General features: G+C 42.9%; 20 protein-coding genes and 1 pseudogene. 7 read left to right on the forward strand and 14 right to left on the reverse strand.

Translation table 11 applies throughout. From position 1 onward, the window contains the following. Positions 1 to 66: 66 nt before the first annotated feature. Positions 67 to 999 carry a sugar phosphate isomerase/epimerase gene (locus QZY09_RS15225; RefSeq protein WP_295673744.1) on the reverse strand — a complete coding sequence of 311 codons (933 nt, stop codon included), beginning with the start codon at positions 997 to 999 and terminating at the stop codon, positions 67 to 69. Between the two features lie 508 nt (positions 1,000 to 1,507). Here QZY09_RS15225 and QZY09_RS24780 point away from each other — a divergent pair. The 5 genes from QZY09_RS24780 to QZY09_RS15250 all read left to right on the forward strand — a co-directional run bounded on the left by QZY09_RS24780 (position 1,508) and on the right by QZY09_RS15250 (position 5,383). Further along, a complete protein-coding gene (locus QZY09_RS24780) occupies positions 1,508 to 1,849 on the forward strand; it encodes a hypothetical protein (protein WP_367119229.1) in 342 nt (113 codons plus the stop codon). Between the two features lie 15 nt (positions 1,850 to 1,864). Next, complete coding sequence (locus QZY09_RS15235) at positions 1,865 to 2,131, forward strand: hypothetical protein (RefSeq protein WP_295673745.1); 267 nt, start codon at positions 1,865 to 1,867, stop codon at positions 2,129 to 2,131. 608 nt (positions 2,132 to 2,739) lie between these two features. Further along, on the forward strand, positions 2,740 to 2,991 hold the full coding sequence (locus tag QZY09_RS15240; RefSeq protein WP_295673746.1) for a hypothetical protein: 252 nt from the start codon (positions 2,740 to 2,742) through the stop codon (positions 2,989 to 2,991). Between the two features lie 124 nt (positions 2,992 to 3,115). Beyond that, complete coding sequence (locus QZY09_RS15245; RefSeq protein WP_295673747.1) at positions 3,116 to 3,952, forward strand: DNA/RNA non-specific endonuclease; 837 nt, start codon at positions 3,116 to 3,118, stop codon at positions 3,950 to 3,952. Between the two features lie 207 nt (positions 3,953 to 4,159). Further along, the gene (locus tag QZY09_RS15250) at positions 4,160 to 5,383 is read left to right on the forward strand and encodes a DUF4249 domain-containing protein (protein ID WP_295673748.1); all 1,224 of its coding nucleotides are present in this window, start codon (positions 4,160 to 4,162) and stop codon (positions 5,381 to 5,383) included. 37 nt (positions 5,384 to 5,420) lie between these two features. Here the strand turns inward: QZY09_RS15250 and QZY09_RS15255 are convergent, their stop codons facing one another. The 12 genes from QZY09_RS15255 to QZY09_RS15310 all read right to left on the reverse strand — a co-directional run bounded on the left by QZY09_RS15255 (position 5,421) and on the right by QZY09_RS15310 (position 20,363). After that, complete coding sequence (locus tag QZY09_RS15255) at positions 5,421 to 6,608, reverse strand: OFA family MFS transporter (protein WP_295673749.1); 1,188 nt, start codon at positions 6,606 to 6,608, stop codon at positions 5,421 to 5,423. 335 nt (positions 6,609 to 6,943) lie between these two features. Continuing rightward, positions 6,944 to 9,541, reverse strand: a complete 2,598-nt coding sequence (locus QZY09_RS15260) for a glucosidase (RefSeq protein WP_295673750.1) — start codon at positions 9,539 to 9,541, stop codon at positions 6,944 to 6,946. A 140-nt stretch (positions 9,542 to 9,681) separates the two neighbouring features. After that, positions 9,682 to 10,545: a hypothetical protein gene (locus QZY09_RS15265; protein ID WP_295673751.1), complete on the reverse strand. Its 864-nt coding sequence runs from the start codon at positions 10,543 to 10,545 to the stop codon at positions 9,682 to 9,684. Between the two features lie 282 nt (positions 10,546 to 10,827). After that, positions 10,828 to 11,898, reverse strand: coding sequence for a membrane dipeptidase (locus QZY09_RS15270; protein ID WP_295673752.1), 1,071 nt, complete (start codon positions 11,896 to 11,898; stop codon positions 10,828 to 10,830). A gap of 77 nt (positions 11,899 to 11,975) precedes the next feature. Next, on the reverse strand, positions 11,976 to 13,091 hold the full coding sequence (locus tag QZY09_RS15275; protein ID WP_295673754.1) for a D-TA family PLP-dependent enzyme: 1,116 nt from the start codon (positions 13,089 to 13,091) through the stop codon (positions 11,976 to 11,978). A gap of 74 nt (positions 13,092 to 13,165) precedes the next feature. Next, complete coding sequence (locus tag QZY09_RS15280) at positions 13,166 to 13,630, reverse strand: RidA family protein (protein ID WP_295673756.1); 465 nt, start codon at positions 13,628 to 13,630, stop codon at positions 13,166 to 13,168. Between the two features lie 137 nt (positions 13,631 to 13,767). Next, complete coding sequence (locus QZY09_RS15285) at positions 13,768 to 14,553, reverse strand: hypothetical protein (protein WP_295673758.1); 786 nt, start codon at positions 14,551 to 14,553, stop codon at positions 13,768 to 13,770. A gap of 61 nt (positions 14,554 to 14,614) precedes the next feature. Then, on the reverse strand, positions 14,615 to 15,667 hold the full coding sequence (locus tag QZY09_RS15290; protein WP_295673759.1) for a cobalamin-independent methionine synthase II family protein: 1,053 nt from the start codon (positions 15,665 to 15,667) through the stop codon (positions 14,615 to 14,617). Between the two features lie 152 nt (positions 15,668 to 15,819). Further along, a complete protein-coding gene (locus tag QZY09_RS15295; protein WP_295673760.1) occupies positions 15,820 to 16,920 on the reverse strand; it encodes a hypothetical protein in 1,101 nt (366 codons plus the stop codon). 117 nt (positions 16,921 to 17,037) lie between these two features. After that, positions 17,038 to 18,597: a phosphatase PAP2 family protein gene (locus tag QZY09_RS15300; protein WP_295673762.1), complete on the reverse strand. Its 1,560-nt coding sequence runs from the start codon at positions 18,595 to 18,597 to the stop codon at positions 17,038 to 17,040. An 8-nt stretch (positions 18,598 to 18,605) separates the two neighbouring features. Beyond that, the gene (locus QZY09_RS15305; RefSeq protein WP_295673763.1) at positions 18,606 to 19,547 is read right to left on the reverse strand and encodes a hypothetical protein; all 942 of its coding nucleotides are present in this window, start codon (positions 19,545 to 19,547) and stop codon (positions 18,606 to 18,608) included. A 267-nt stretch (positions 19,548 to 19,814) separates the two neighbouring features. Next, the gene (locus QZY09_RS15310) at positions 19,815 to 20,363 is read right to left on the reverse strand and encodes a hypothetical protein (RefSeq protein ID WP_295673766.1); all 549 of its coding nucleotides are present in this window, start codon (positions 20,361 to 20,363) and stop codon (positions 19,815 to 19,817) included. Between the two features lie 198 nt (positions 20,364 to 20,561). Here QZY09_RS15310 and QZY09_RS15315 point away from each other — a divergent pair, with 198 nt between their 5' ends. Further along, entirely contained in the window at positions 20,562 to 21,869 is a 1,308-nt protein-coding gene (locus tag QZY09_RS15315) for a cytochrome ubiquinol oxidase subunit I (protein WP_295673767.1), read from the forward strand. Between the two features lie 10 nt (positions 21,870 to 21,879). After that, positions 21,880 to 22,893 (forward strand): cytochrome d ubiquinol oxidase subunit II, encoded by a 1,014-nt coding sequence (locus QZY09_RS15320; RefSeq protein WP_295673769.1) that lies wholly within the window; start codon positions 21,880 to 21,882, stop codon positions 22,891 to 22,893. Positions 22,894 to 22,990: 97 nt separating this feature from the next. Here QZY09_RS15320 and QZY09_RS15325 read toward each other — a convergent pair. Further along, positions 22,991 to 23,572: pseudogene (locus QZY09_RS15325) on the reverse strand (DUF1080 domain-containing protein). Positions 23,573 to 23,691 lie beyond the last annotated feature (119 nt).

A 23,691-nucleotide genomic window follows, 5' to 3' on the forward strand; every position in this document is an offset into this window, starting at 1 on the left:
CACCTTTCACCTTTCACCTTTCACCTTTCACCTTTCACCTTTCACCTTTCACCTTTCACCTTTCACCTATGCCTTCAGCGTACCGGTAATATAATCGTAACTGCTTTTTATACTTGCATATGCGTCTTTAGGCATATCGTGTTCAACGAAGAAATGCTGCATGCCTGCAATTTGCTGGTTCTCAAAGATCCTTTTAAAATCAACTATACCACTGCCCACCGGAGCAGGGCCTACTTTGGCAGCATCCAAATCCTTTACATGCCATAACGGGAACCTGCCCGGATTGGCTTTAAACAGCTCAACAGGGTCTTTTCCGGCCTTGGTAACCCAGCACAAGTCAAGCTCCATTTTTACATTATTAGGGTCAGTTTCGGTTAAAAGCAAATCATAAGGCGCTTTACCATCAACTGCAACAAATTCCATATCGTGGTTATGGTAGCAAAACTGCATACCGGCTTTTTTGGCCGCTTCGCCGGTTTTATTTAATACCTCGATGGTTGCTTTAGTTTCTTCCAGTGTAGCTGTGGGCGAGTTAGCGCAAACCAGGTAAGTTACACCACCGGCTGCGGCATCGTCCACCAGCTGCTGCATATTGTCTTTAAGGTTAAGCATGGCTGGCATTACCATAGGTTTGCCATCCGCCCCTGCCGGCATTTTATAGCCCTTGGGCAATTTAAACGGTGCGCCGATCACGTGGTGCGATTGCCAGGTCATGCCCAGGTCGTTTACCATCGCTTTAAACTCCTGCGGTTTCAAGCCGTAATAGCCGCCTTTTTTGCTGAAGGCCGATTCCATTTCTTTATAACCGATAGCGGCAATTTTGGTAAGGGTGCCTTTAACATCATCGTCAATAATACCAAAAAAGGTAAAAAGCTGCAGCCCCACCGCGTGCGGCGGTTTAAAATTGAGTAAGGATGCCGCCTTGCCCGATAAGGCCACGCTGCCCAGTGCCAGTGTACCCGCGCTTTGCAAGAATTTGCGCCTTTTTAAATTCATCATTATTTGTTTAGTTTTAGTTGGTTTACCGTAAAACTAATTGATTGGATTGAGAATTGGAAATTTTATTGTGTTGAAATGACACAATGTGAGGAAAGATATCCTTTTAATTTATTTAAGGGCTTAAATTGTTAGCATTCAATCAAAATGATTGAACGGGCGATTGGACTAATGTGCAATATTTCTTATCTTTAATTTATGCAGGTTTTTATTTGATAGATATACAGCCCAACCCCCAAAAGAACAATTAATAAATACGCAACCTATTTTTAACATCCTTGATGGATTTGACTTTTCTCATCTCGATAATCCGGAATTTAAAGAAGATGCAGTACGTGAGGAACTGGTAGTACCTATCATCAAAGTATTAGGATATGGATTAGCTAAACCTAATCAGATCATCAGAAGCCGCAAGCTTTTACATCCATTTGTGTCGATAGGTTCAAAAAGGCAATCTATTCACATCATACCTGATTATCTTTTTGAAGTCAATGACCGCCCTGCCTGGATTATGGACGCGAAATCCCCCGGCGAAGTTTTGGTAAAGTCAAAGCATGTAGAACAAGCTTATTCTTATGCGATACATAGTGAAGTTCGCGTAAATTATTTTGCCCTATGCAACGGACATGAATTTGTATTGTACAACATCAGCAAAATTGACCCTATTTTGCAATTTCCTTTACAGGCAATATCATTGTATTGGGGCGATTTGCAAAATATTTTAAAACCTGCAACCATTTTCAACAACGAATATAATAAGCTGGCTAAAGATCTCGGTTTACATTTAAAACGCCTCGGGTTTGACCAATTTGAAAGCATCTTTTTCCCAGCCGTCCATCTGACAAACATCTGACAATTAGATCCTGATATGTACAGTACTTCGGGTTCGGTCGTAAACGATGGAGAAAAATATGTGGTTACATTTGATTTTGATGCTTTAACATTTCAGCAATTGCAAGGCCGAATTCCTGATGTCGCTTTTAATGAGCTAAGTAAACGAGATCCCGGCCCCAGGAAAAGTTTTTCTTTTGCAAACAAAGCATTTGTAGTGCATATAGACTGCAGGATTGGTAATCAACTGGTAGAGAACTCTGACGAAATTTTTCAGCCGCTTATAATGAACCGGTTCATCTAAGAGGCGTTTTATAATAAAAATTATTATTATGCTTCCGCATCCTGGTATGTAAGTATGACGCACAAAGGCAAAAGCGCAAAGGCAACTCGTGCCCCGCTGCCAGGTCGCCACCAATAAACGCTTGTATAATTTGCATTATACGGCTTGCCGGGTTTAATTGAACTTATGTTGGATTGAGCCTTTGGTACAATGACCGAATAGTTTGCTACCTGGCAGCGGGGCACGGGAAGCCCGGCGCAGCAGGCATTTACACGGATTCTCGCGCCAGAAAAAAAAGCAACGCAATACCCTGCGAAATTTGGCTAAAGCCATACTTGATAATTCTTTACCCGTCGGTTAAAACCGACGCCAGTGAATGCAAATAGCGTGTTATTCATTGTCTGCTTTTAACCTTGTACCCAAGTTATTATGCGCCGTAGGTGCTACCTGTTTGTAGAAATATTAAATAATAAATTGACAGCTCCTTAGGCGCTGCACTTCGCAAACAAGGCAACAGGCATTATTGTATAAGGGTAGCCGCTATGCGGCACAAAATTATTACCTTGTTTTATTTCTACAAACGGGTAGACCCTCCGGGTCAGATTGGTCTCATGGTTATATTTAACAATGTGGATACACGGTTACAATTAAGGGAGGGAGTGGATAAACAAAAAGCCAGGGGATTGAGCCTTTGGTACAATGACCGAATAGTTTGCTACCTGGCAGCCGGGCACGAGAAGCCCGGCGCAGCAGGCATTTACACGGATTCTCGCGCCAGAAAAAAAAGCAACGCAATACCCTGCGAAATTTGGCTAAAGCCATACTTGATAATTCTTTACCCGTCGGTTAAAACCGACGGCAGTGAATGCAATATATGGTAGTTACTATTCACTGCCCAACCTTAACAGAGACAACAACCTCCAATTTAAAAACGCCAACCCCGAAAAAATATTTATTTTCGCCGCGCCACTTATGGCCATTGGTATTTAATATCTGCATCAAAAAATGTTCAAAAAGCTATCCCTTTTTGTTTCCTGCGCTATAATAGTGGTTATATCGGCCTGTAATCAACACACACACCAGCAAACAGATGATGGCAACATGGCATTGGGCAACCCCAGCAATGCGCAGTACAGCAGGTTGAGCCCGGATAATTACCTGATAGATCATAAATATTATGTTGAAAGCTATAACAACAGCAAAGCCGAACCTAATTGGGTAAGCTGGCACATCGCCGCCAAAGATTTGGGAAGCACTGACAGGTTAAACGATTTCAGGCCGGATACCAACCTGCCTGCCGGATGGTACGAGGCTGATAATACCGGGTACAAACGATCAGGTTTTGATAAAGGGCATAACTGCCCCAGCGGCGACCGTACAAGTTCTCCAGATGCTAATTCAGCTACGTTTTTGATGGATAATATCATTCCGCAGGCGCCCAAAAACAACGAACATGTTTGGGAGCACCTGGAAAGTTATTGCCGCAACAAAGTAAAAACGGGCAACGAAGTTTACGTGATCATGGGTAACTATGGCAGCGGCGGCATGGGCCGCAACGGGTACAAAACTACTATAGCAGACGGTAGGATCAACGTACCGGCGCACATCTGGAAGGTGGTAGTCATTATCCCGGATGGCGACGATGATTTGCAGCGCATGGATGAAAACACCCAGGTCATCGCTATAGACACACCAAATGATAATGATGTTAGCAATAACTGGATGGATTATTTATGCAGCATTAAAACTATTGAAAATGCAACGGGTTACCAACTTTTAACCGCTTTGCCGCCGGCAATAAGAACGTCCCTTGAGAATAAAACATTTAAAGGTGGTAATTAAGAAGGCGTGTTACCCGACACTTCCTTTTGACCGAACGTTTGTATAAACAAAGAGTCAGCGGACTTATCCAAAATTACAGATGTGCAATACAAATCCCGGTTAGCATATTTCTCAAATTATCTTAAATTAGCCTTTAAATAAACCAACGAAAGCCTATATCCGTTTCCAGGCAAAGTACTGCGTATTGGAAATTGCATACAAAATCCGATGAAAAGAGGTAATTACCTGTTGTTTATGCTGGTAGCGGCGGTTGTGGCTTGCCGCAAACCATACAATCCACCGCCTGTCAGTGTAACTAATGGTTACCTGGTGGTGGAAGGCACTATCAACAGCGGAGCTGATTCAACTTTTATCAAAGTTAGCCATACGGTTAATGTTGCCAGCAAAGTTACTTTGAACCCGGTGCTGAATGCTGTTTTAACGGTGGAGGGCGACCAGAATACCACCTACCCATTAACCGAAAAGGGCAATGGCATTTATGCCTGCACAGGTTTAAACCTGGATAACGCGCACAAATACCGGTTAAACATTAATACCGCTGAAAATAAGCAATATGCTACCGATTATATGGCGGTATTAAATGCGCCGCCTATTGACAGTGTTAACTATGATACTAAAGGCACTGCAATTAGCCCCGGCGTAAATGTTTATGTAAATACGCATGACGCCACTAACAAAGTGGTTTACTACCGCTGGGATTACCAGGAAACCTGGCTTTTTCATGCCAATTTTGAATCCCTGTTTAAATCGAACGGCGACACCGTGCTGGGTCGGGATATGCTTAACGATAACATTTACTCCTGCTGGCAAACGGATACGTCGAGTTCAATTTTACTGGGCTCATCGGCCAAATTATCTAAAAACGTTATTTTTCAGCAACCTTTAACTTCGATCGCCGCTACCAGTGAGAAGGTGGAAGATGAATACAGTATCCTGGTGAAGCAGTATGCCCTAACTGCGGAAGCCTATAATTTTTATACCAACCTGAAAAAAAACACTGAGCAGTTAGGGAGTATTTTTGACGCACAGCCTTCGCAGTTGATCGGAAACATCCATGCTGTTAACAACGCATCAGAGCCGGTAATTGGCTATGTGGGGGTTGGCAGCAGTTCAAGTGTACGGGTCTATATCCACAACCAGCAATTGCCCGCCTGGACGACCATCCCCTATTATACAGATTGCCAGCTCGCCTTTAACCAGCCCTACGACCAGAGCACTAAATGTTGTTATTATGTTTGGCCCCCCGGCCCGCCAAACCAGGTTGACGCTTATATTAATTATTTAGTAGGCGGCGACCCAAACCCTTTGATCCCGATTGATGCCATAGCAATACCCGGGCACCCACCTATTGGCTATACGGCAGCATTCAAGCAATGCGCCGATTGTACTTTGAGAGGGACAAACAAAAAGCCGGCTTTCTGGAAATATTAAAATCATGATGCCCTAAATACTCAATACCCAGAGGTAATCAAAGGGAGGGCCCGGGCTTCAGTTTTCCTTTCAATAAAACTAATAAAACGCCTGTAAAAGCTAAAATAGCTGCAAAAACATAAAATATCATTTGGTAGTTGCTGGTACGCGAGATTAACCAGGGCCCTACAAATGCCGCAGCCGACCATGCCAGCAGTACATAACCAAATACAGGGCCTACTTTATCTGCGCCATAAATATCCTTTATAAAAGCAGGCATGGTGGCAAAAGCACCGCCGTAGCAACTGATGATCAGGAATACCATGATTTGAAAAACCATTGTCCCTGGCGTTTGGGCGATCACCAAAAAGCATATGGCACCTACCACATAAAAGGTCATAAAAGTGTTCCAGCGACCTATTTTATCTGAAATGGACGACCAAAACAACCTGCCCAAGCCGTTAAACAAACCTATCATGCTTACAAAAGCGATGGCGGCAACTTCGCTCATATGTAAAACGGCTTTTGCCATCGGCGCGGCAACCGCAATTAACGCTATTCCGCAGGTAGTATTTAAAAACAGCATCAGGAATAAGGCATAATACCTGACGTCTCCTATAATCGTTTTTAGCGGCACATCAGCACCACCGCTATGGTCATCTTGTACCGCTAAAACTTGTTTTGGTGCCGCCAGGTATAGCGAAGCCGGAACCATAAATATAGCGTAGGCTGCGGCAAGCAGGTAAAAAGTTACAGGTACGCCAAAATGGAGAGTTAAAGGAGTGATCAATTGGGCTGCAAGAATTGAGCCTGCGGCGAAAGACATGATCACCAAACCCGAAGCCAGGCCCGGTTTATCAGGAAACCATTTGACCACCACCGAAACCGGTGTGATATAGCCAAAACCCAGACCGATACCAGCGATGACGCCATAAAACAGAAAAAACAAGGGCAAGGACCCAATGCTGTTGGCGAAGCCTGCTCCTGCCAGCCCTGTACAAAACAGTAAAGCGGCCAGTAAGCCGCTTTTTACAGGGCCTATCTTTTGTACAAATTTCCCCATAAAGGCGGCCGTTAAACCTAAAAAGCAAATAGCCAGGCTAAAAGCCGTCTTCAACTGGTGGGCATCCCAGCCATTTAAAGTTTGTATCGGTTTTATCCAAACGCTATACGCATATATTGAACCTATGCAAAGTTGCAGGGTCATTCCGGCAATGGCCATCAGCCATTTGTTTTTTGTTTCCATCTTCGATCACCTAAATCTGCGCGAATGTACAAGGTGATGAATTTCAAAAATTGATGGCGGTCATTAAATGGCCTGACCTTGGTTATAAAATATGCAGATTAATTTACAGGTGCACCAGCCATATTGCCAGGATAAATCTCAATTAATAAATTGGAGGCTAAATCTATACTGATTTTTCTTTATAAATCTAAACATATTACAGAAATTATTGGCGTGCCAGGTGTCCCAGCCGTATTCATCGTGCCAGGTGGTTCAGGTGGTTCCTTTGCTTGCCTTGTTACCGCTTTCGTATTTTAACTTAACTGACCCTGCCGGCAGGCTTTCCGACTTCCGGCCTACCTATACAAACATTCCGCAATCAGCCCCGTCCACCCGGTTTGGTGCGAGGCACCTACTCCCCTGCCGTTATCGCCATCAAAGTATTCGTGAAAAAGGATATAGTCTTTAAAGTTGGGGTCCGTTTGCATTTTGGTATAATGACCGAACACTGCACGCTTACCATCCTTATCCACCAAAAAGATACTGCTTACCCGCCGGTACAGTTCGTTGGCTACCTGCTGCAGCGTCATAAAATTACCGGAGTTAGTAGGGCACTCGATTTTATAGTCTTCACCATAATATTGGTAAAAGGTATGCAGGCTTTCAATAAGCAAAAAATTCATGGGCATCCAGATAGGGCCGCGCCAGTTGCTGTTTCCGCCAAACAGACCGCTGTCGCTTTCGGCAGGGGTATACTTTACAGTGAAGCCGGTTCCATCAACTTTAATATAATATGGATTATCTAAATAATGTTTAGAGAGCGACCGGATGCCATAGGGGCTTAAAAACTCATTTTCATCCAGCATATAACGTAAAAGCGACTTCATACGGTAACCGCGCAGCAAACTGATCAGGTGTTTTCCCGGGCTTTTTGTTTCGGCCCAGCGTGACACTAATGAAGCGAGGTCGGGCCGGTTTTCGGCAAACCAGTTCAACCTGTCGCGAAAGATCGGATTTTCGGTGATATCCGTTTCATCCAAAATCTCCGCAGCAAATAACGGGATCAGCCCGACTACGCTCCTGAGGCGCATTTTTTGGATACTATTATCGCTCAAGCGCAGCTGGTCGTAAAAAAAGCCGTCCGTATCGTCCCATAAGCCTTCATTATTTTCGCCAAAGTTGGCAATAGCGCCGGCGATATAGATAAAGTGCTCAAAAAACTTAGAGGCTATATCACGGTAAACCGTATTGGTAACCGCCAATTCCGCAGCAATGCGCAGCAGGTTTAACGAGTACATGGCCATCCAGCTGCTGCCATCCGCCTGTTCAAGGGTTTCGCCATGTGAAAGATGAGCATTCCTGTCGAACACGCCAATATTATCCAGGCCCAAAAATCCACCTTCAAAAATATTATTCCCCATAGCATCCTTACGGTTAACCCACCAGGTAAAGTTCAGCATCAGTTTATGGAAGATGCGCTCTAAAAAGGGCGTATCGCCTTTGCCGTTGTTGGCCGCTTTGTCCTTCTGGTAAATCCGCCAGGTAACCATGGCATGTACCGGTGGATTGGCATCGCCGAAATCCCATTCATAGGCAGGCAACTGCCCGTTAGGGTGCATATACCAGTCGCGGATAAGCAGGGTAAGTTGGTGTTTGGCGAAAGTCATATCAAGCGTTGATAGCGGCAGGCAATGAAAGGCCAGATCCCATGAGGCAAACCAGGGGTACTCCCATTTATCAGGCATAGAAATAATATCCTGCGTATTTAAATGCATCCATTTGCTGTTGCGGTGTTCGGCTCTTTCCATGGGCGGTTTTGGCTGACCGGGGTCGCCGTTTACCCACTCGCGCACGTTGTAATAATAAAACTGCTTGCTCCATAGCATACCGGCAAAAGCCTGGCGTTGCACCAGGCAACGGTCGGCATCTTCATTTCCTTGCTGGATGTCTTTATAAAATTGGCCGGCCTCCGCTTTGCGGGCATCAAACAAAATATCAAAATCGCCAAAACCATGGGTAGCATCTTTTGATAACCTTAAACGCAGGGTAACGCTTTGTTCGGCTAATACTTTTATATCATAATTTACGCAGGCTTTTGTTCCTGTTTTTTTGGGGTTGACGGTATCCGAACCATTTACAATATGATCATTGATGCCGTCTTTATAAAAAGCTTTGCCATCATCATAATTGTATAAACGCATGGTGTTCGTTTCGTTATCGCAAAATAGCATATCCGGCGAACCTTCAGCATTTAACCAGTATTGTTTAAGGTCTTTGTGATAAATTTCGATTACCCCGTGCGAATCAGCCGTTAGTTCAGGCATATAGTCAGAATAACCCCAATCCCAGGTATTGCGGAACCATATGGTAGGTAACACGTTAAGCGCAGCATCCTGGCCGCCCCTGTTGTGTACGGTTATTTTTATGAGCATGTCATCAGGTGTGTTTTTTGCGTATTCAATAAATACATCAAAATACGCATCCTGGTCAAACAGGCCGGTGTCAATCAGCTCAAACTCCGGATCATTACGGCTACGGCATTTATTTTCGTCGACCAGCCAGGCGTAAGGGTATTCATTTTGAGGATACTTATAAAGCATTTTCTGATACGAATGCGTGGGGGTATTATCCAGGTAGTAGTATAACTCTTTTACATCTTCGCCATGGTTTCCTTCAGGATTGCTTAAACCAAAATAACGCTCTTTTAAAACGGGGTCCTTTTTATTCCATAAAGCGACTGAAAAACAAAGCAATTGTTCGTTGTCGCTGATCCCTCCAATGCCTTCTTCGCCCCAGCGGTACGCTTTGCTGCGGGCCATATCATGGGTGATATTGTTCCATGCGTCGCCGTCCGCGCTGTAATCCTCACGTACTGTACCCCACTGGCGGTCGCTAACATAAGGTCCCCATTTTTTCCATAAGGGATCTTTTAATCTGGCTTGTTCTGCGTTCATATCTTATCGTAACAGGTAACGGCAAGATACACGCTTTTGTTGATGACAAATTGATTAATAACGAAGAAAAATAAAAAACCCTTTAACGAACTGCGTTAAAGGGATCATTTAGCCGTGAGTGAACAAATGATATCAATTCTTTAAGAATAAAACGACGACTGGTTAAACCAGTTTAAATAAGGAAAAATCAATGTGGGCAGTTTATGATATACCTGCGTTTTTTGCGGGAACCTGTCAAAAAGGCGTTCAAATGTGCGATGTTTTTTATTTACAATTGCAAACATCTTTATTTCAAGGGAGTCCAAAACCTTATTAATTGGTGCTTTGATGTTGATACTGCTTTTAATATTCCGCAAAAACATTTTCAGGTAATTAGTTTTGAGCGAAACCTCTTCAGCCAATATTTCCTGTGCATAGCGTTCGTCCATATCAGGCAGGCCTGGGGCGGAAACATGGGTAACAAATAAAGCGGCATTAAAAACCTTTAAAAACCTTATTACGCCAAAGTCGCAATACCTCAAGTCGGTAACGTAAGCTATTTTATTAAAGTTACTCACCTCAAATTTTGCCGGCATTATCAGCACGGGGCAGTTTAAGCCATTGATCTCTTCAAATGCAAGATTACCGGTATCCTGGTTTTTAATATGCTTAAGCTGCTTTTCATCCATAATGATCAGCCAGATGTTATGCTTAACCACCATTTCTTTTACGATAGCGGGGTTAAAATTGCTTATCTCACAGTATTCAACCACCGGAATAAATGATCCTTCAGGATAATTTATTGCTTGAAGCTGTTGCGCTAATTCATCCGCTTTCAAACCAAAGTTTTCTATCTCTAAAAACTCATCGTCATAATGGCTAACCAACGCTTTTTTATGACCCATTTTTGCCGCAATATTACAAAGCTGCAGGTTTGCATTACATTGACATGCAACTATTAAGGCCTTTTTTGCGAGGGCCTCTGCCCCGGCAACATCATCAATAAACAGCATAATGTTTCTCATATCAATTAAATTAATAGTAGGTTACAGAAATATGCTTTATCAGCTTAATTGAATCGCCTGAATATATCAGGGCGAATTAATCTATCAAGACGGTAACACAGCCCGTTACGGTTTATTATCGGACCAATTTTGGAATAGTTGTATCCCTTTGCAAGTTACAAGGGGTGATTTTGCTTTAAATTAAAGGGTAATTAAATATACTAACTATTTAACTTTTAATTTAAACATTTATTATAAAAAAACTCAACGCGAAATTTAAATTCACAGTTGAATTTCCAGTCATTATTTCCAGGCATTTCGTAAAAACCGAAGCCAGTTGCCGTGCATCATGTTTTCGATATCTATATCCGAATACCCACGTTTTTTTAACAATGAAGGCACTTTTTGCAAATCAGCAATTGTTTCAAGGTCATAAGGGCATTGTTCGCGTCCGAAAGCGCCATCAAGGTCGGTACCCATTCCAACGTGTAAAGCATCTCCCGCCACCTGGCAAATATGGTCGATATGGTTAACCATCACTTCCAGGTTGCAGTTCATTCCTTCCGGTGTGGATACTCCCCTAACCCAGTTTGGCACCATCATCCAGGCGTCAAGCGCTGCGCCTATAACCGCACCGCGTTCAACCAGGGCTTTTATCATTTCATCACTATATTGCCTGTTGTGGCTCACCAAAGCGCGGCAAAGGTTATGGCTCGCCCAAATATTGCCATTAAAATTATCCAGCGCGTCCCAAAAAGCGTCATCACACAAATGGGTTGCATCCAGTATGATGTTGAGGCGTTCCATCTCCTTTAGTAATTCAACGCCTTTCGGTCCTAAGTGGCCAGTAGCATCAGTACCGTTGGCGTAGCGGCCGGGGCCATAATGTGCCGGGCCAACCGCTCGCAAACCATAATTATAGGCACGTTCCAAATGCCCTACAGTTACGAAGGAATCTGCGCCTTCCAGGCTTAAAATATAGCCGACGGGCTTCTTTTCGTTAGGCCGACCATCATTCCATAAGGCAACATGCTTTTCCAGGCTTTGCAAATCATTTACCTGCACCATTTCGTCATCATCTTCCATGGCTTTATACCACGATACCTGGCCCTGGGTTTGCGCCCATGCCTGTTCCGGCGAATGCCAGCCTGGCAAATAATTGTCCGGCGCTACGTAACGGCCTATCTGAGTAGCTACCACTAAACCAATATTCCCTTTGCGCAATTCAGGTAACGACACCGTAGCTTTTCCACGGTCGGGTTTATCAGTAAATCCAACCTCGCGTTGGTTTATTTCTGTAACTGTTTTTCTTAAATCCCTGTTCCATTCCAGGGCGTTCATGCTGAGGTCTAAATGGGCGTCAATGGTGAACATTCGGTGTTTGTTGGTTGGGTTGATTAAGTTGGATTCAGTTCAATATGTTATTAACCTTTTACCTTTCGGCTTTTTCCTTAAATAGTTATTTTTCGATCGCGTGCTATATTTTTCCATTCGCTGGTGACTTTTTGATTTTTTATGGTGATAGCACGTTCATATAATGCAACAGTAGGGCACACATGGTAAGGCAAGCCATAAAGTACATCCCCTATCCTGTAACTATGCCCCTTGCCGGCATCAGCAACCAAATGCTCTTCACTTTGGCCGAGCATAACCAATTCCGGTGCATTCAGAAATAATACCCTTTTTGCCAGTTCCTTTTCCGCCGCGACAGACTTATGGCCAAGGTCTAAACATATCTTAGTTTTATCAGGCAAAGATATTACCCTCGAAACTACCAATGCTGCCGTTAAAAATTGTTGTTCGGCTGATTCGGAAAGGTATCCGTTATCCCAATAAACAAACGTTCCGGGGCTACATTCTATATTTTCTCTTTTTGCGTGGATAGGAAATGTCGGCGATCCGCCGGCAACAATCACAGGTTCAGGATAGCCCTTATGTTTCAAGTCGGCTTGTAATTGGGCTACCGGTTCAAAACAATCGTTGCATATTTGGATTCGGGTATTGATATCCCCATCATGAATATGACCATCATACGCATGCAAACCAACAGGTATTATACCGGGCAGGTGGGCGCACTCCATATATAGCAACCTCGCATCATTTCCCGGAGCTATCCCTGTACGGTTCATCCCTACATTCAAATCAATATAAACCGGGATAATGATATCGTTTTTTACGGCCTCACCTGAAATTTCTTTAGCTGCCCGGATATTATCAACAAGGCAAGCATATTTTGTATCGCGATAAGTTAATACCAATTGTGAAAAACGTTCAAGTTTTGGCCCAACCGGCTGATAGGCCAACAAAACATCCGGGGCATTGCACATACCCAGCATTTCTGCTTCGGCAATAGTGGCGCACTTAAATTTAGTGATGCCGGCTTCCAGCATCATCTTTGTCACCTCTATATTTTTATAGGTTTTAACGTGCGGGCGCAAGCGCGAAACGTCATCTATCATGTCTTTGACCAAAGCAATATTATGTTTTACCCTGTCGGGATAAACAACCAATGCCGGGGTATCCAGTTGGTCTATGTCATTGATGATATACCATTCCTTTTGTGTCATGCTAAATTTTTATAGAAGATAGTAAGTTTAAAAACCTCACTCGTTCTTTCGGACTTTCCGGACGTCCGATCTTTTTATACCAACTCAAATAGCGCTTCAATTTCCACCGGAATATTATCAGGCAATGAACCCATCCCAACTGCGCTGCGAACACCGATACCATTATCTTCGCCCCATACTTTCGCAAAAAGCTCACTGCAGCCATTTATAATAAATGGATGTTTTTCAAAATCAGGCGTGCAATTCACCATACCCAATACTTTTATCACCCGTTTCACCTTATCAAGGCTTCCCAAATTAGCTTTTATAGTGGCCAGAATGGCAAGCCCAACCTGGCGGGCGGCCAGTTTCCCTTCTTCGGGCGTAATCGTTTCGCCCACGCGGCCGATAATTAACGTACCATCATCCTTCACCGTACCATGGCCAGAAACGTATAAATATTTCCCATCAATTAAACATGGTTTATAAACGCCGAGAGGTTTTGGCGCAGGTGGTAAATTAAGGGCGAGACCGTTGAAATTTTCTTCAGGAGTATTCATTTTATGAGTTAATTTAAAAGCAAACATAAATAAAAAGCCGGGTATCTCACGCCCGGCTTTTCTTTAAATCAAAACAATCAACTCTATAAAATGAAACGATTATATCAGCATTAAATCAATATTAACACCAAACACAATCAGGTAGTAATCAACTTATTTTTTAGGTTTAATGAGAACCGGGGCAATGCAAACCACAAAGCCAGTATCGCCCCGTAGCTACCGCCCCGCTCAATCCACTCAAACAATTCCCAATGCGGATAAAAGAGTTCGGTACCCATTTTCCAAATCAATAAAGCAAGAACAGCCGGGCGTATAGGCTTTATTAATATGGAAGCCGCCAATAAGGCCTCAAAAATGCCAACTATTTGCGCAGTAAGTGCCGGATTAGAAAATCCCAGCGATGAATATTGCCCTATAAGACCTTTCTTCTCAATCAAATTAAGCCATCCGTGACCTATGATCAAAAGAAAAACAATAACCTTTAAGCATTTAACAGCCATACCGAGGTTATCGCTGTTATATTCTTTTACAGGATCTATCTTAGCAAACCAGCTAACGTTATCCCCGCTTCGGTTGTATAAAATTAAAAGGATCAATGGCGCGCCAAAATTGCCTGCCCGTTCGATAAATTCTGCAAATGGTTCTCCTGACATGGGCCTTAAAAAAGCCGTTATTGCTCCCCAGATAACCAGCCAACCAACAATTGCCCAGGTAGGATATAATAATAACGATAGCCCGCACAAAATATCAAAGGAACCCAGCCAAGGCATCAATTTGTATGCCATAGCATGACCGATACCAAATACCCCGAAATAATTGCACCAAATCTCTTTGGTAATTATTCCAAAGGCACCATGCCCTATAAAACACATAGCTGCAGCAATACGGAGGGTATAATATATATTCTTGTCGTTAGTCAACATGTTGTTTAAATATTCTGTTAATCGCTTTCTAAATTAAATACGCCTATTAAATCTTCACTATCTACGCAAACAATTTTTCTTCTGCAAGCGTTGTTCCTTCAACACGGGCTTTTATTTTGGCAAAAGCTGTTTCCCGCGTCGTGGATATATCATCACAAAATGGCGAAAAGCCGCAGTCGTCAGTAGTCCCCAGTTGGTTTATCGGAATATATTCCGCCGCTTCCAATACCCTCTGTTTCACTATTTCACTGGTTTCAATAGTGGGGTTAAGCACATCTATTACGCCAATAAATGCAGTCTGATCGGGCTTTAGATACTGTTTAATTATTTTTAAAACCTTTACCCTATCCGGTTCACTTGCCAGCTGCAAATAAAAGCTGCCAACATGCAATTCAAAAAGATCCGGTAAAAAATCCGCGTAATCTATATCGGCACTATGTGTAGAGTCGTGATCGCCACCGGGGCATACATGCACCCCCAACTTTTGTTGCTCTTCTTTGGTAAACCGGTCGAATACCTGGTTATTAACACCAATAAAATGTTTTAATACGCCGCCAGAGGGATCAAGTTTAAGAGATAGCCTGCCTTCAGTAAAGTCCATCTGAACCTTGTAAGCGCCTTGCTCCAGGCAATGCCTGATATCTTTTTCACATTCGTTCAGCAGATCGGCCATAAATTCTGCCTGCGTATAGCCGGCTATCCCATTTTGGGGATAGATCAGGCTAAGCGCCGATGCCGAGATGACCGCCTGTTTAACAGGCAGCTGTGTTTGCTTTTGCGCAGCTTTAAGATACTCCACAGCATACTTTCCATATCTGAACGGTCCGCTTGTTAACAACGGCAACTGCCGGGAATGGCCATCCTCAAAATTGATCACCATCCCTTCCGCTGCTAAATTTGACAGGCCCTCAAGCGGGTAAGTTGCGAAACTCGATTTGGTTTGCTCTCCATCCGTTATTACAGGCGATCCTGTTTTTTCTAACGCTGCCAATGTATCACTAACTGCATTAGCATAAAGTTTTGTTAACTCTGCGCCACCGGCAGGGGCGGTAATTGCAGCTATTAATCCGGCAGGCCGGGGGATGCTTCCAATGGGTTCGGTAGGTATTTTCATAAGATATTTAAGTTTGATATAGATTTAATTAATGTAAACTCCTTTATCCCGTTCGGTAACCCGATATTTAAAATTATATATTTCGTATAAGTACCTGGCTTCATTATTTTAAATAAAGCCCCGTTTGATGGGGCTTTATTTAAAAGCTTCAATTAAAACTTCACACTAATGCCTACGTTAACAACGTAGTCGGCAAAAGCTGCATCTCCATGGGCGTAAATACCAGTTAATTCTGTTGTTCTGATGTCTGCTACGCTTTGTGTGCGGTCCCTCAAAATAGCAATTGGCACATAGGCGTATATGGATATGTTTTTGATCCGATAGTCAACTCCAGGTTCGCCTGACAAAATCCATCCAGGTCTTCTGAAACCATCACTTCCACCAATCAAATCGTGAACCGGTATGCACTCATAACGTGCACCTGCAGAGAAATCAAAATGGTTTACACCAAGGCTAAAACCGGTTCTAGCCATTATTTGATCGGGAATGCTCATCACATCACTGGTAACCAGCACCGAATTGGCACTTGCTGTTCCACCGCGCGCTGTTGATACGCCATTTACATCCTGCGGATTTATCAGGTAGAAAAATGTTCCATAAAAGCCAAAGCTGTGGGTGAAATTATAAAATGCATTTACCTCAGTTATTAATCCTGTTCCGCCATCACCGGGCTGAATAGACTGATCAACAGGGCCTAAACGCTTTGACCCATTTGGCCCGACGTTATAAAAATAACTTTGCGCATTGTCATTTCCTGTTGGCAATTTAATACCCAGACCTAATTGGATATTGCCTTTATGTGCCTTAGCGGGGTTCAATAACCATCCGAAACCTACCAGGGTAATATCGCCGACGCCTGATGCATAGGTATTATGGCGCTGTGATCCACCATGCTCATAAAGCGATGATCTGCTGTTTGAAATAATCGGAACATCAAATGCCATAGACCAGCGATTGTTAAAATTGCGTGTCAATGAAGAATCTTCGGTAAAAGCATGATTGATTACGTTTGTCCCCTGTGCAATACGCTGGAATTGCTCTTGTTTACCACTAAAGTGCCTGAATGACCTAAAATATCGTGTATTCGCATTGAATAGCCAGCCTCCTTGTGGCGCCAGGCTATCCGGGTGTTCGTCCATTGTACAAAGGCCGCCCGTGCTTCGGATGGCCACACAACCTTGGGCAAACGTTGTTGTTTGAGTAACTAAAATAAACAAGCAAATTCCTAAAAGCGTTTGTAAAGTTTTTTTCATGTCGTTTTTTTAATGTAATTATTGTTTAAAGTTTAAATGTTAAAGTTTTTAAAAGGCTCCGTTTTACCGGAGCCTTAACCCACCTTCAAAGGGGTTTTATTAATCAACTATTTCTCATTATTTTATACCTGCACCATCCGACTGTGCCCATTGAACAGCATACTGCCCAACTTTGGCGCCGGTTATCAAACCAACCTGGCAATCGCTGCGGTAGTGAATGGCACCAAATAGCCTGGACATTGAGGCCTGCTGAGCCAAATCGTTGAACTTACTTCCCCTATCAGGCAGCAGGTAGGTTAAAACTGCGGCAGCAGCACCGCTGAAATTGGAATGCCCAGAGGTGTACGATGGGAAGTTTGGTATCCCTGTTAAAGTTTTAATTTGCGGGTCAGCCTGGCTTGGCCTCATGTTAAAGTAAAAGTATTTGGTATCCCAGCAACATATAGCTGCATCCATTTCAGCTATATTTAATAAAGCGTAATTGCGGGCCCAGCGTACTTCACTGTAATTTTGCTGAACAAATTCAGTTTCTGCTATAGCGTTCCAATGACCGGGCGGCGTATAGGTACCGGCGCCATCAGCCCAAAATTCTACCTGGGCCTGGTGTTCGCGGGTTGGGTTCTTGCTATAGGAAAGCACTTCTGCTACTTCTGCCTTAAAGGCATCAGAACCGGCCACAAAAGGCGGAGCCGGGCGAAGCGACACCACAGTTAAAGTATCAAACAAAAACGGAAGCACTTTACCAAATAAAGGCAGCATGGGTGGCCTTGCCGGTGTTTCAAGACTGGTCCAGTATTGGTCACCCCTTGAAGTAGCATTGTTTTGTAATGCCAGCCATACAGGTGCCGAACCAATTGCCTTGCCTGCACGATCGGTTTTGCCGCGGGCAACAAATACATCAGCCACCTGCGAACCTAAAGTTTGGCCTGCTGTAAGTTCTCCGCGAACATTTGCACCAGCCATTATGCGGTACTGCATTTCTTCATTTGCCTTTTGCTGTATATAATTAACCTCTGTCGGGAATAAAAACTTCAACATTTCGACTGTTGCGCCTGCTACAACGGCATCTTCACTCGGGTAAGAATATAATGATGATTTAGGGGTAACCGGAACGATTGACGGAACATTTTTATACACTGCAGCCCTTTTATAAAGATTTTTAAAATGGTATGCAGTTACCAATGCATCGTATTGTGCTGCGCTTACATAAGCATATGCGCGGGCGGCATAAGGCGGGTTTGAGAACGGGAATTCAGGATAAGCAAAAGGGTTTGCTGAACTTGGGAATGGATAAGTGCCATCCGGGTTCTGGTACGGCGGCAAATTATATTTCGCCACCAGGTCGCGCAAAATTTCATTCCAGCGCAAAACGGCGCCGGCTCTCCAATAGGCAATGATGGCCTTTTGATCATCGCTTAAATTATTCTGATAGGATTTCACCTCATTCACATCGGCAGTATATGCTGCCGAATTAATAGCATCCGGAGCTGCTACAGTAAATGCTGCTGGATTTGCTATTAAAACAGTTTTCCAGGTATCCGCGTTCACGTCCTCATTTGACGGTTTAAGGGCTTGGAAAGTGCTTGTACGGTCAATAATCTCTTTACTACATGACCCTAAAAAAACTACAGCTGCAATTATTATCAGCGGTAAAAAATTAAGTAATCGTCTTTTCATGGCGGAATTTATTTAGAGTGTTTTTTATTAAAATCAAATACATATTGCACCGCACCAAAAAAGTCGGTGCTTTGGCCAACGTTGCGGCCTTTTAAAACATAGTTGCCACCGGCAGTCAATTCCAGGCCGGTAACGCCATCAAAGCTGTATTTTACCAGGCCACCTGCTGTAGTAAAGTTCATCCTGTTGCTTGGAAAAGGCATATCGTTTTTACGGATGTCAAAACCGCCTAAAGTGGTGGTTTGTGAAACAATACCCTCGATATTTAATTTCAGGCTGCGGTAGCCTGCACTAAACAAAAGGTTATTAACATTTGGCATATACACCCTGTTGCTGTAAATCATTTGGGTAGTATAGTATGCATTCTGGTCAATCGTTATATCGCTGCGCTGGATATATTGCGCCGCCCCGGCAACAAAAAACCTGCCAGTTTGGTAATTAACCAATCCGCGGAGAGAAACTGTTTGTGAATGGAGGCCAATAGATACAGGTAAAAAGTTAGGCTCATAATTACTAAGCGGTAGTGTACCCGAAAGAATTGCGTGCACACTAAAAATCCCTTTTCCTATTTCTGTTTGAAAAGCCAGGTATTTTAGTGTAAGCGTAAGATCCTGGAAACCGCTTTGGCCCTTCAGCGTTCCGGCAGATGCATTAGTGGTCACATAAGGAACAGTAAATAAGAGGTCCAGCTTGTTGGTGATGCCATAATTGCCCATCGCCATATACGAATTAGCAGACAAGGTGCCGATATTTAAGTTGTTACGCTTAAAAGTACCTTCCCAATAATTTGTCCAGCTGCTGTGGTCGAAACTTGCCACTGCGCAAAACATATTTTTGGGGATCATCAATGCGTCCGCATCAGTTTGTGCCCGGGCAATTTGGCCGAGCGCCGTTAATAAAAACGCAGATAAACAGGATCTATAAAAATATAGACGTAAAGGTTTCATCATTTGTTGATTATAAAAAGTCAAGTAAAAGGGTTAATGTGTGTCGTTGCAATGCCAGCAAAAAATAATTCGCAGCATCGGTGATTGGCTCGATGATATCAAGCACATGGAGGGCTGTTTAAAAACCACTTATCAATAAGCGAACAGGTAAAACCAGCATCAATCGCATAATAAATGCGCCTCAAACAAGTTTTTTGCTATAAAGAAATTGAATTTACCACCTCAATCATCAATATTCAGGCAGGTACAAAGGGTCAATAAACAGCAATATTAGCTGATGAAATTGGGCGGTTTGCCCGGAGATTCGATATAAGGATTATGTAACCCTAAAAAAACATTTTTGCAACAAGGTTTAATGAGCGTTTCAAACGCAGCATAATGATATTTGAAAACAGGTAAACTGTATTCGTCGGAAGTGCTTAACTTCTTCATTCCCTGTTCGCCTTTCTTACTCATAGGGACATCACTTATTTCTTTGGCTGTAATAATATTTGCAGCCACAAGCCGTGTTTTAGCAGTATTTGGTAAGCAAATAAAATACATGGTATCCCTTGTCATTTTAAGCTTTACATAGTTGTAATAGGCATTCTTCAATTGAACCTGACCTGCTACAACCTCGTATTCCGTCCAATCGGTTATTGTTGGCATATGAACGGGGATCTTTAGCTCTATAAACCTCGAATCATTTATTTTATCATTGTAAACCTCTTTCACCATCTGAACATCCGCCCGGTGGATGAAATATTGGTAAAACAAGGCGTACCCACCTAAATTAAACAGGTGAACACTCAATAATATGATGGCAAATAATCGTTTCAAGTAACCTGATTATCCTGAGTTTATAATAGTTTGCCGTAAAATAAATAATAATTTTCTGAATTGTAAAATATTTTAGAATAATTCTATATTATATTTTAGAACTATTCTATATAACAACCGTTGTTGTTTTTACCAACCGTTTAATTTAGTGTGGGTTATATTTGCAAAAGTTATTTAGCGGTTTACAACAAATTAAATATGAATGATTTTATTGCGGCGCGTTCGCAAATGGCTATTTCGCTAGGTTTTCATATTATATATTCATGTATAGGTATGGTTATGCCGTTCTTTATGGCGGTATCTCACTATAAATGGATAAAAACTGGCGCCCCGGTGTATAAAAACATCACACAGGCCTGGAGCAAAGGCGTAGCCATTTTTTTTGCTACCGGTGCGGTATCGGGCACTATCCTTTCATTTGAACTCGGGCTTCTGTGGCCAAAATTCATGGAAAATGCGGGCCCAATATTTGGAATGCCATTTTCCCTGGAAGGTGTCGCCTTTTTTATTGAAGCGATAGCCCTTGGATTTTTCCTTTACGGATGGAACCGTTTCAACAAATGGTTTCATTTTTTTACCGGGTTGATAGTAGGCATAAGCGGGATCATTTCAGGCATACTGGTAGTTTCAGCCAACTCATGGATGAACAATCCAACAGGTTTTGATTTTGTAAACGGTCAATACTTAAATATCGATCCTATTAAAGCCATGTTCAATGGCTCCTGGTTTAATGAAGCGCTGCACATGAGTCTGGCGGCATTTTCTGCTACAGGATTTGCGGTTGCAGGCATACACGCGCTGATGATCGCCAGGAAAAAGAATATTACCTTCCATACCAAAGCATTTAAAATTGCCATCATATTCGGTGCGGTTGCCGCTATTTTGCAACCATTCAGCGGCGATTTGTCTGCAAAGAATGCTTATAAAACACAACCGGCTAAGCTAGGTGCAATGGAAGCTTACTACCACACCCAACCTTATTCTCCGCTTGTTATCGGCGGAATTCCGGATACGGCCGCGAAAAAAGTTAATTATGGCATCGAGATTCCTGGGATGTTAAGCTTTTTAGTGCATGATAATTTTAAAGAACCTGTTAATGGATTAGATAAGATCCCGGTTCGAAATCAGCCACCAGTCACCATTACTCATCTTGCTTTTGAATTAATGATTGCCATAGGCTCGGCAATGATGATCCTGGGATTGGTTTATTTTATTGCTATATGGAAGAAAAGAAGCTGGTTATACAAAAAATGGTTTCTTAATCTTTTTATCTGGGCCACGCCATTTGGTTTTATTGCTGTTGAAGCCGGCTGGACGGTTACTGAAGTTGGCCGCCAGCCATGGATCATTCAGGGCATTATGCGTACCAGCCAGGCCGTTACGCCAATGCCCGGTATTCATTATTCATTTTACCTTTTTACTGCGGTATATTTTACTCTAAGTATCGCCGTAATCGTTTTGTTAAGCCGCCAGATAAAAATGGTTCCTGAGTTGTACGACCGTTAAATTGATAGTTATGCTTTATGTTGTAATTGCCTTCCTGTTTTTAGCCATCGTGCTTTATTTTCTGCTTGGCGGGGCCGATTTTGGCGCGGGGATAATTGAACTGTTTACGTCGGAAAAAAACCGGCAGCAAACGCGTAAAACCATGTACCATGCCATTGGCCCGATATGGGAAGCCAACCATATGTGGCTGATTATTGCTGTAGTGATACTTTTTGTCGGTTTCCCGGTAATATACAGCCAGATGTGTACTTACCTGCATATTCCTTTACTAGTAATGCTGATGGGTATTACCGCACGCGGTACCGCTTTCGCCTTTAGGAGTTATGATGCTATAAAAGGCGAACGTACGCAAAATCTTTATAACCATATATTCGTTTACTCCAGTTTTATTACGCCGCTTTTTTTAGGGATAATTGCGGGAAGCGCCATTTCAAGGCAGATAGACCTGCATCCTGCAACATTTCTTGCTGGTTATATATTCAGTTGGCTCAATTACTTCTCCGTTGCGGTAGGTTTGTTTACAGTAGCATTAAGCGGATACCTTGCCGCAATTTACCTTATCGGCGAGGCCGATGATGAAAAAGATGCCAAACGGTTTATCAGAAAAGCAAAATACATGAATGTAATCGCCGCTATTTTTGGGGGCATGGTTTTCATTGCCGCCGGATTTGAAGACGTACGCCTCGCGCGCTGGATCTTTGGCAACGCCGTAAGCCTTACTGCCGTAATTTCAGCCACAATTTCCCTTATTTTAATGTGGATTTTGATATATCGGGGTAAAATGAAGATCATCCGGATATTTGCCGGTTTCCAGGTATCGATGATCCTGCTGGCCGTGGGCTATATGCACAACCCCTATTTTATCATGATCAAAGGCGGGAAAAACCTGTCGCTATATGCCCTTCACGCTCCCGATAAAACGATTGACGACCTTGGCTGGGCGCTTGTAATCGGCAGTTTTTTGATATTACCATCACTGTTCTACCTTTATTACAGTTTTCAAAAGAAGAATGAGATTGTCTGAACTCGAATTTTTCGAATTAATGAATTACCGGAATTTTCAAAATATACAGATTAGGTAATTCTAAAAATTCCGGAAATTCCATAAATTCGAGTTCAGACTATAGCCGTTTAACTTTTATGCTCCTGAACCAGGCCTCGTTACCATGATCCTGCAATAAAAGGTGGCCTTCTTTGGCTTCGCCGAAGTTTTTCCAGATCACGTATTTACTCACAGCAACCAAATCCTTAAACTCTTTTGAGCCGCGTTCATACTCCAATACTTTGATGCCATTAAGGTAATGCTCTACACGATTGTTGGGATAAACAATGATCCTTCCTATATTCCATGCCCCTACAGGCCTTACAAAGCGGGCAGGTTTGTTTGAGGGGATCAAATCATATAGTGAGGCCAGGGTACGGTCGCCCTTGCGACCGAGTTTAGCATCAGGGTGTAGCGCATCGTCCAAAACCTGGTATTCCAAACCTATTGCGGAGCCTTTTGTAACCTCGGATAAGGTAACAAAGTATTTTACGCCACTATTGGCGCCCGGCGTAATTTTAAACTCAAACTAAATATCGAAAGCACTGTAAAGGCTATCGGTAACAATATCGCCGCCACCTGATTCTTCTTTTCCTTCGGACGGTAATACATGCATAGTGCCGTCTGCATACAACCAGCCTTTTAGCGGAAAAGTCTTCAACGTTGCGCCGCGCCAACCATTTGAAGTATGACCATCATATAAAAGTTGCCACCCGCTATCTTTTTCATTAGATGAAAGAATATTGGTTTGATAATTTACCGTATAAATATCTTTAGGGA

It is taken from the genome of uncultured Mucilaginibacter sp., assembly GCF_903913935.1.
GTDB lineage: Bacteria > Bacteroidota > Bacteroidia > Sphingobacteriales > Sphingobacteriaceae > Mucilaginibacter.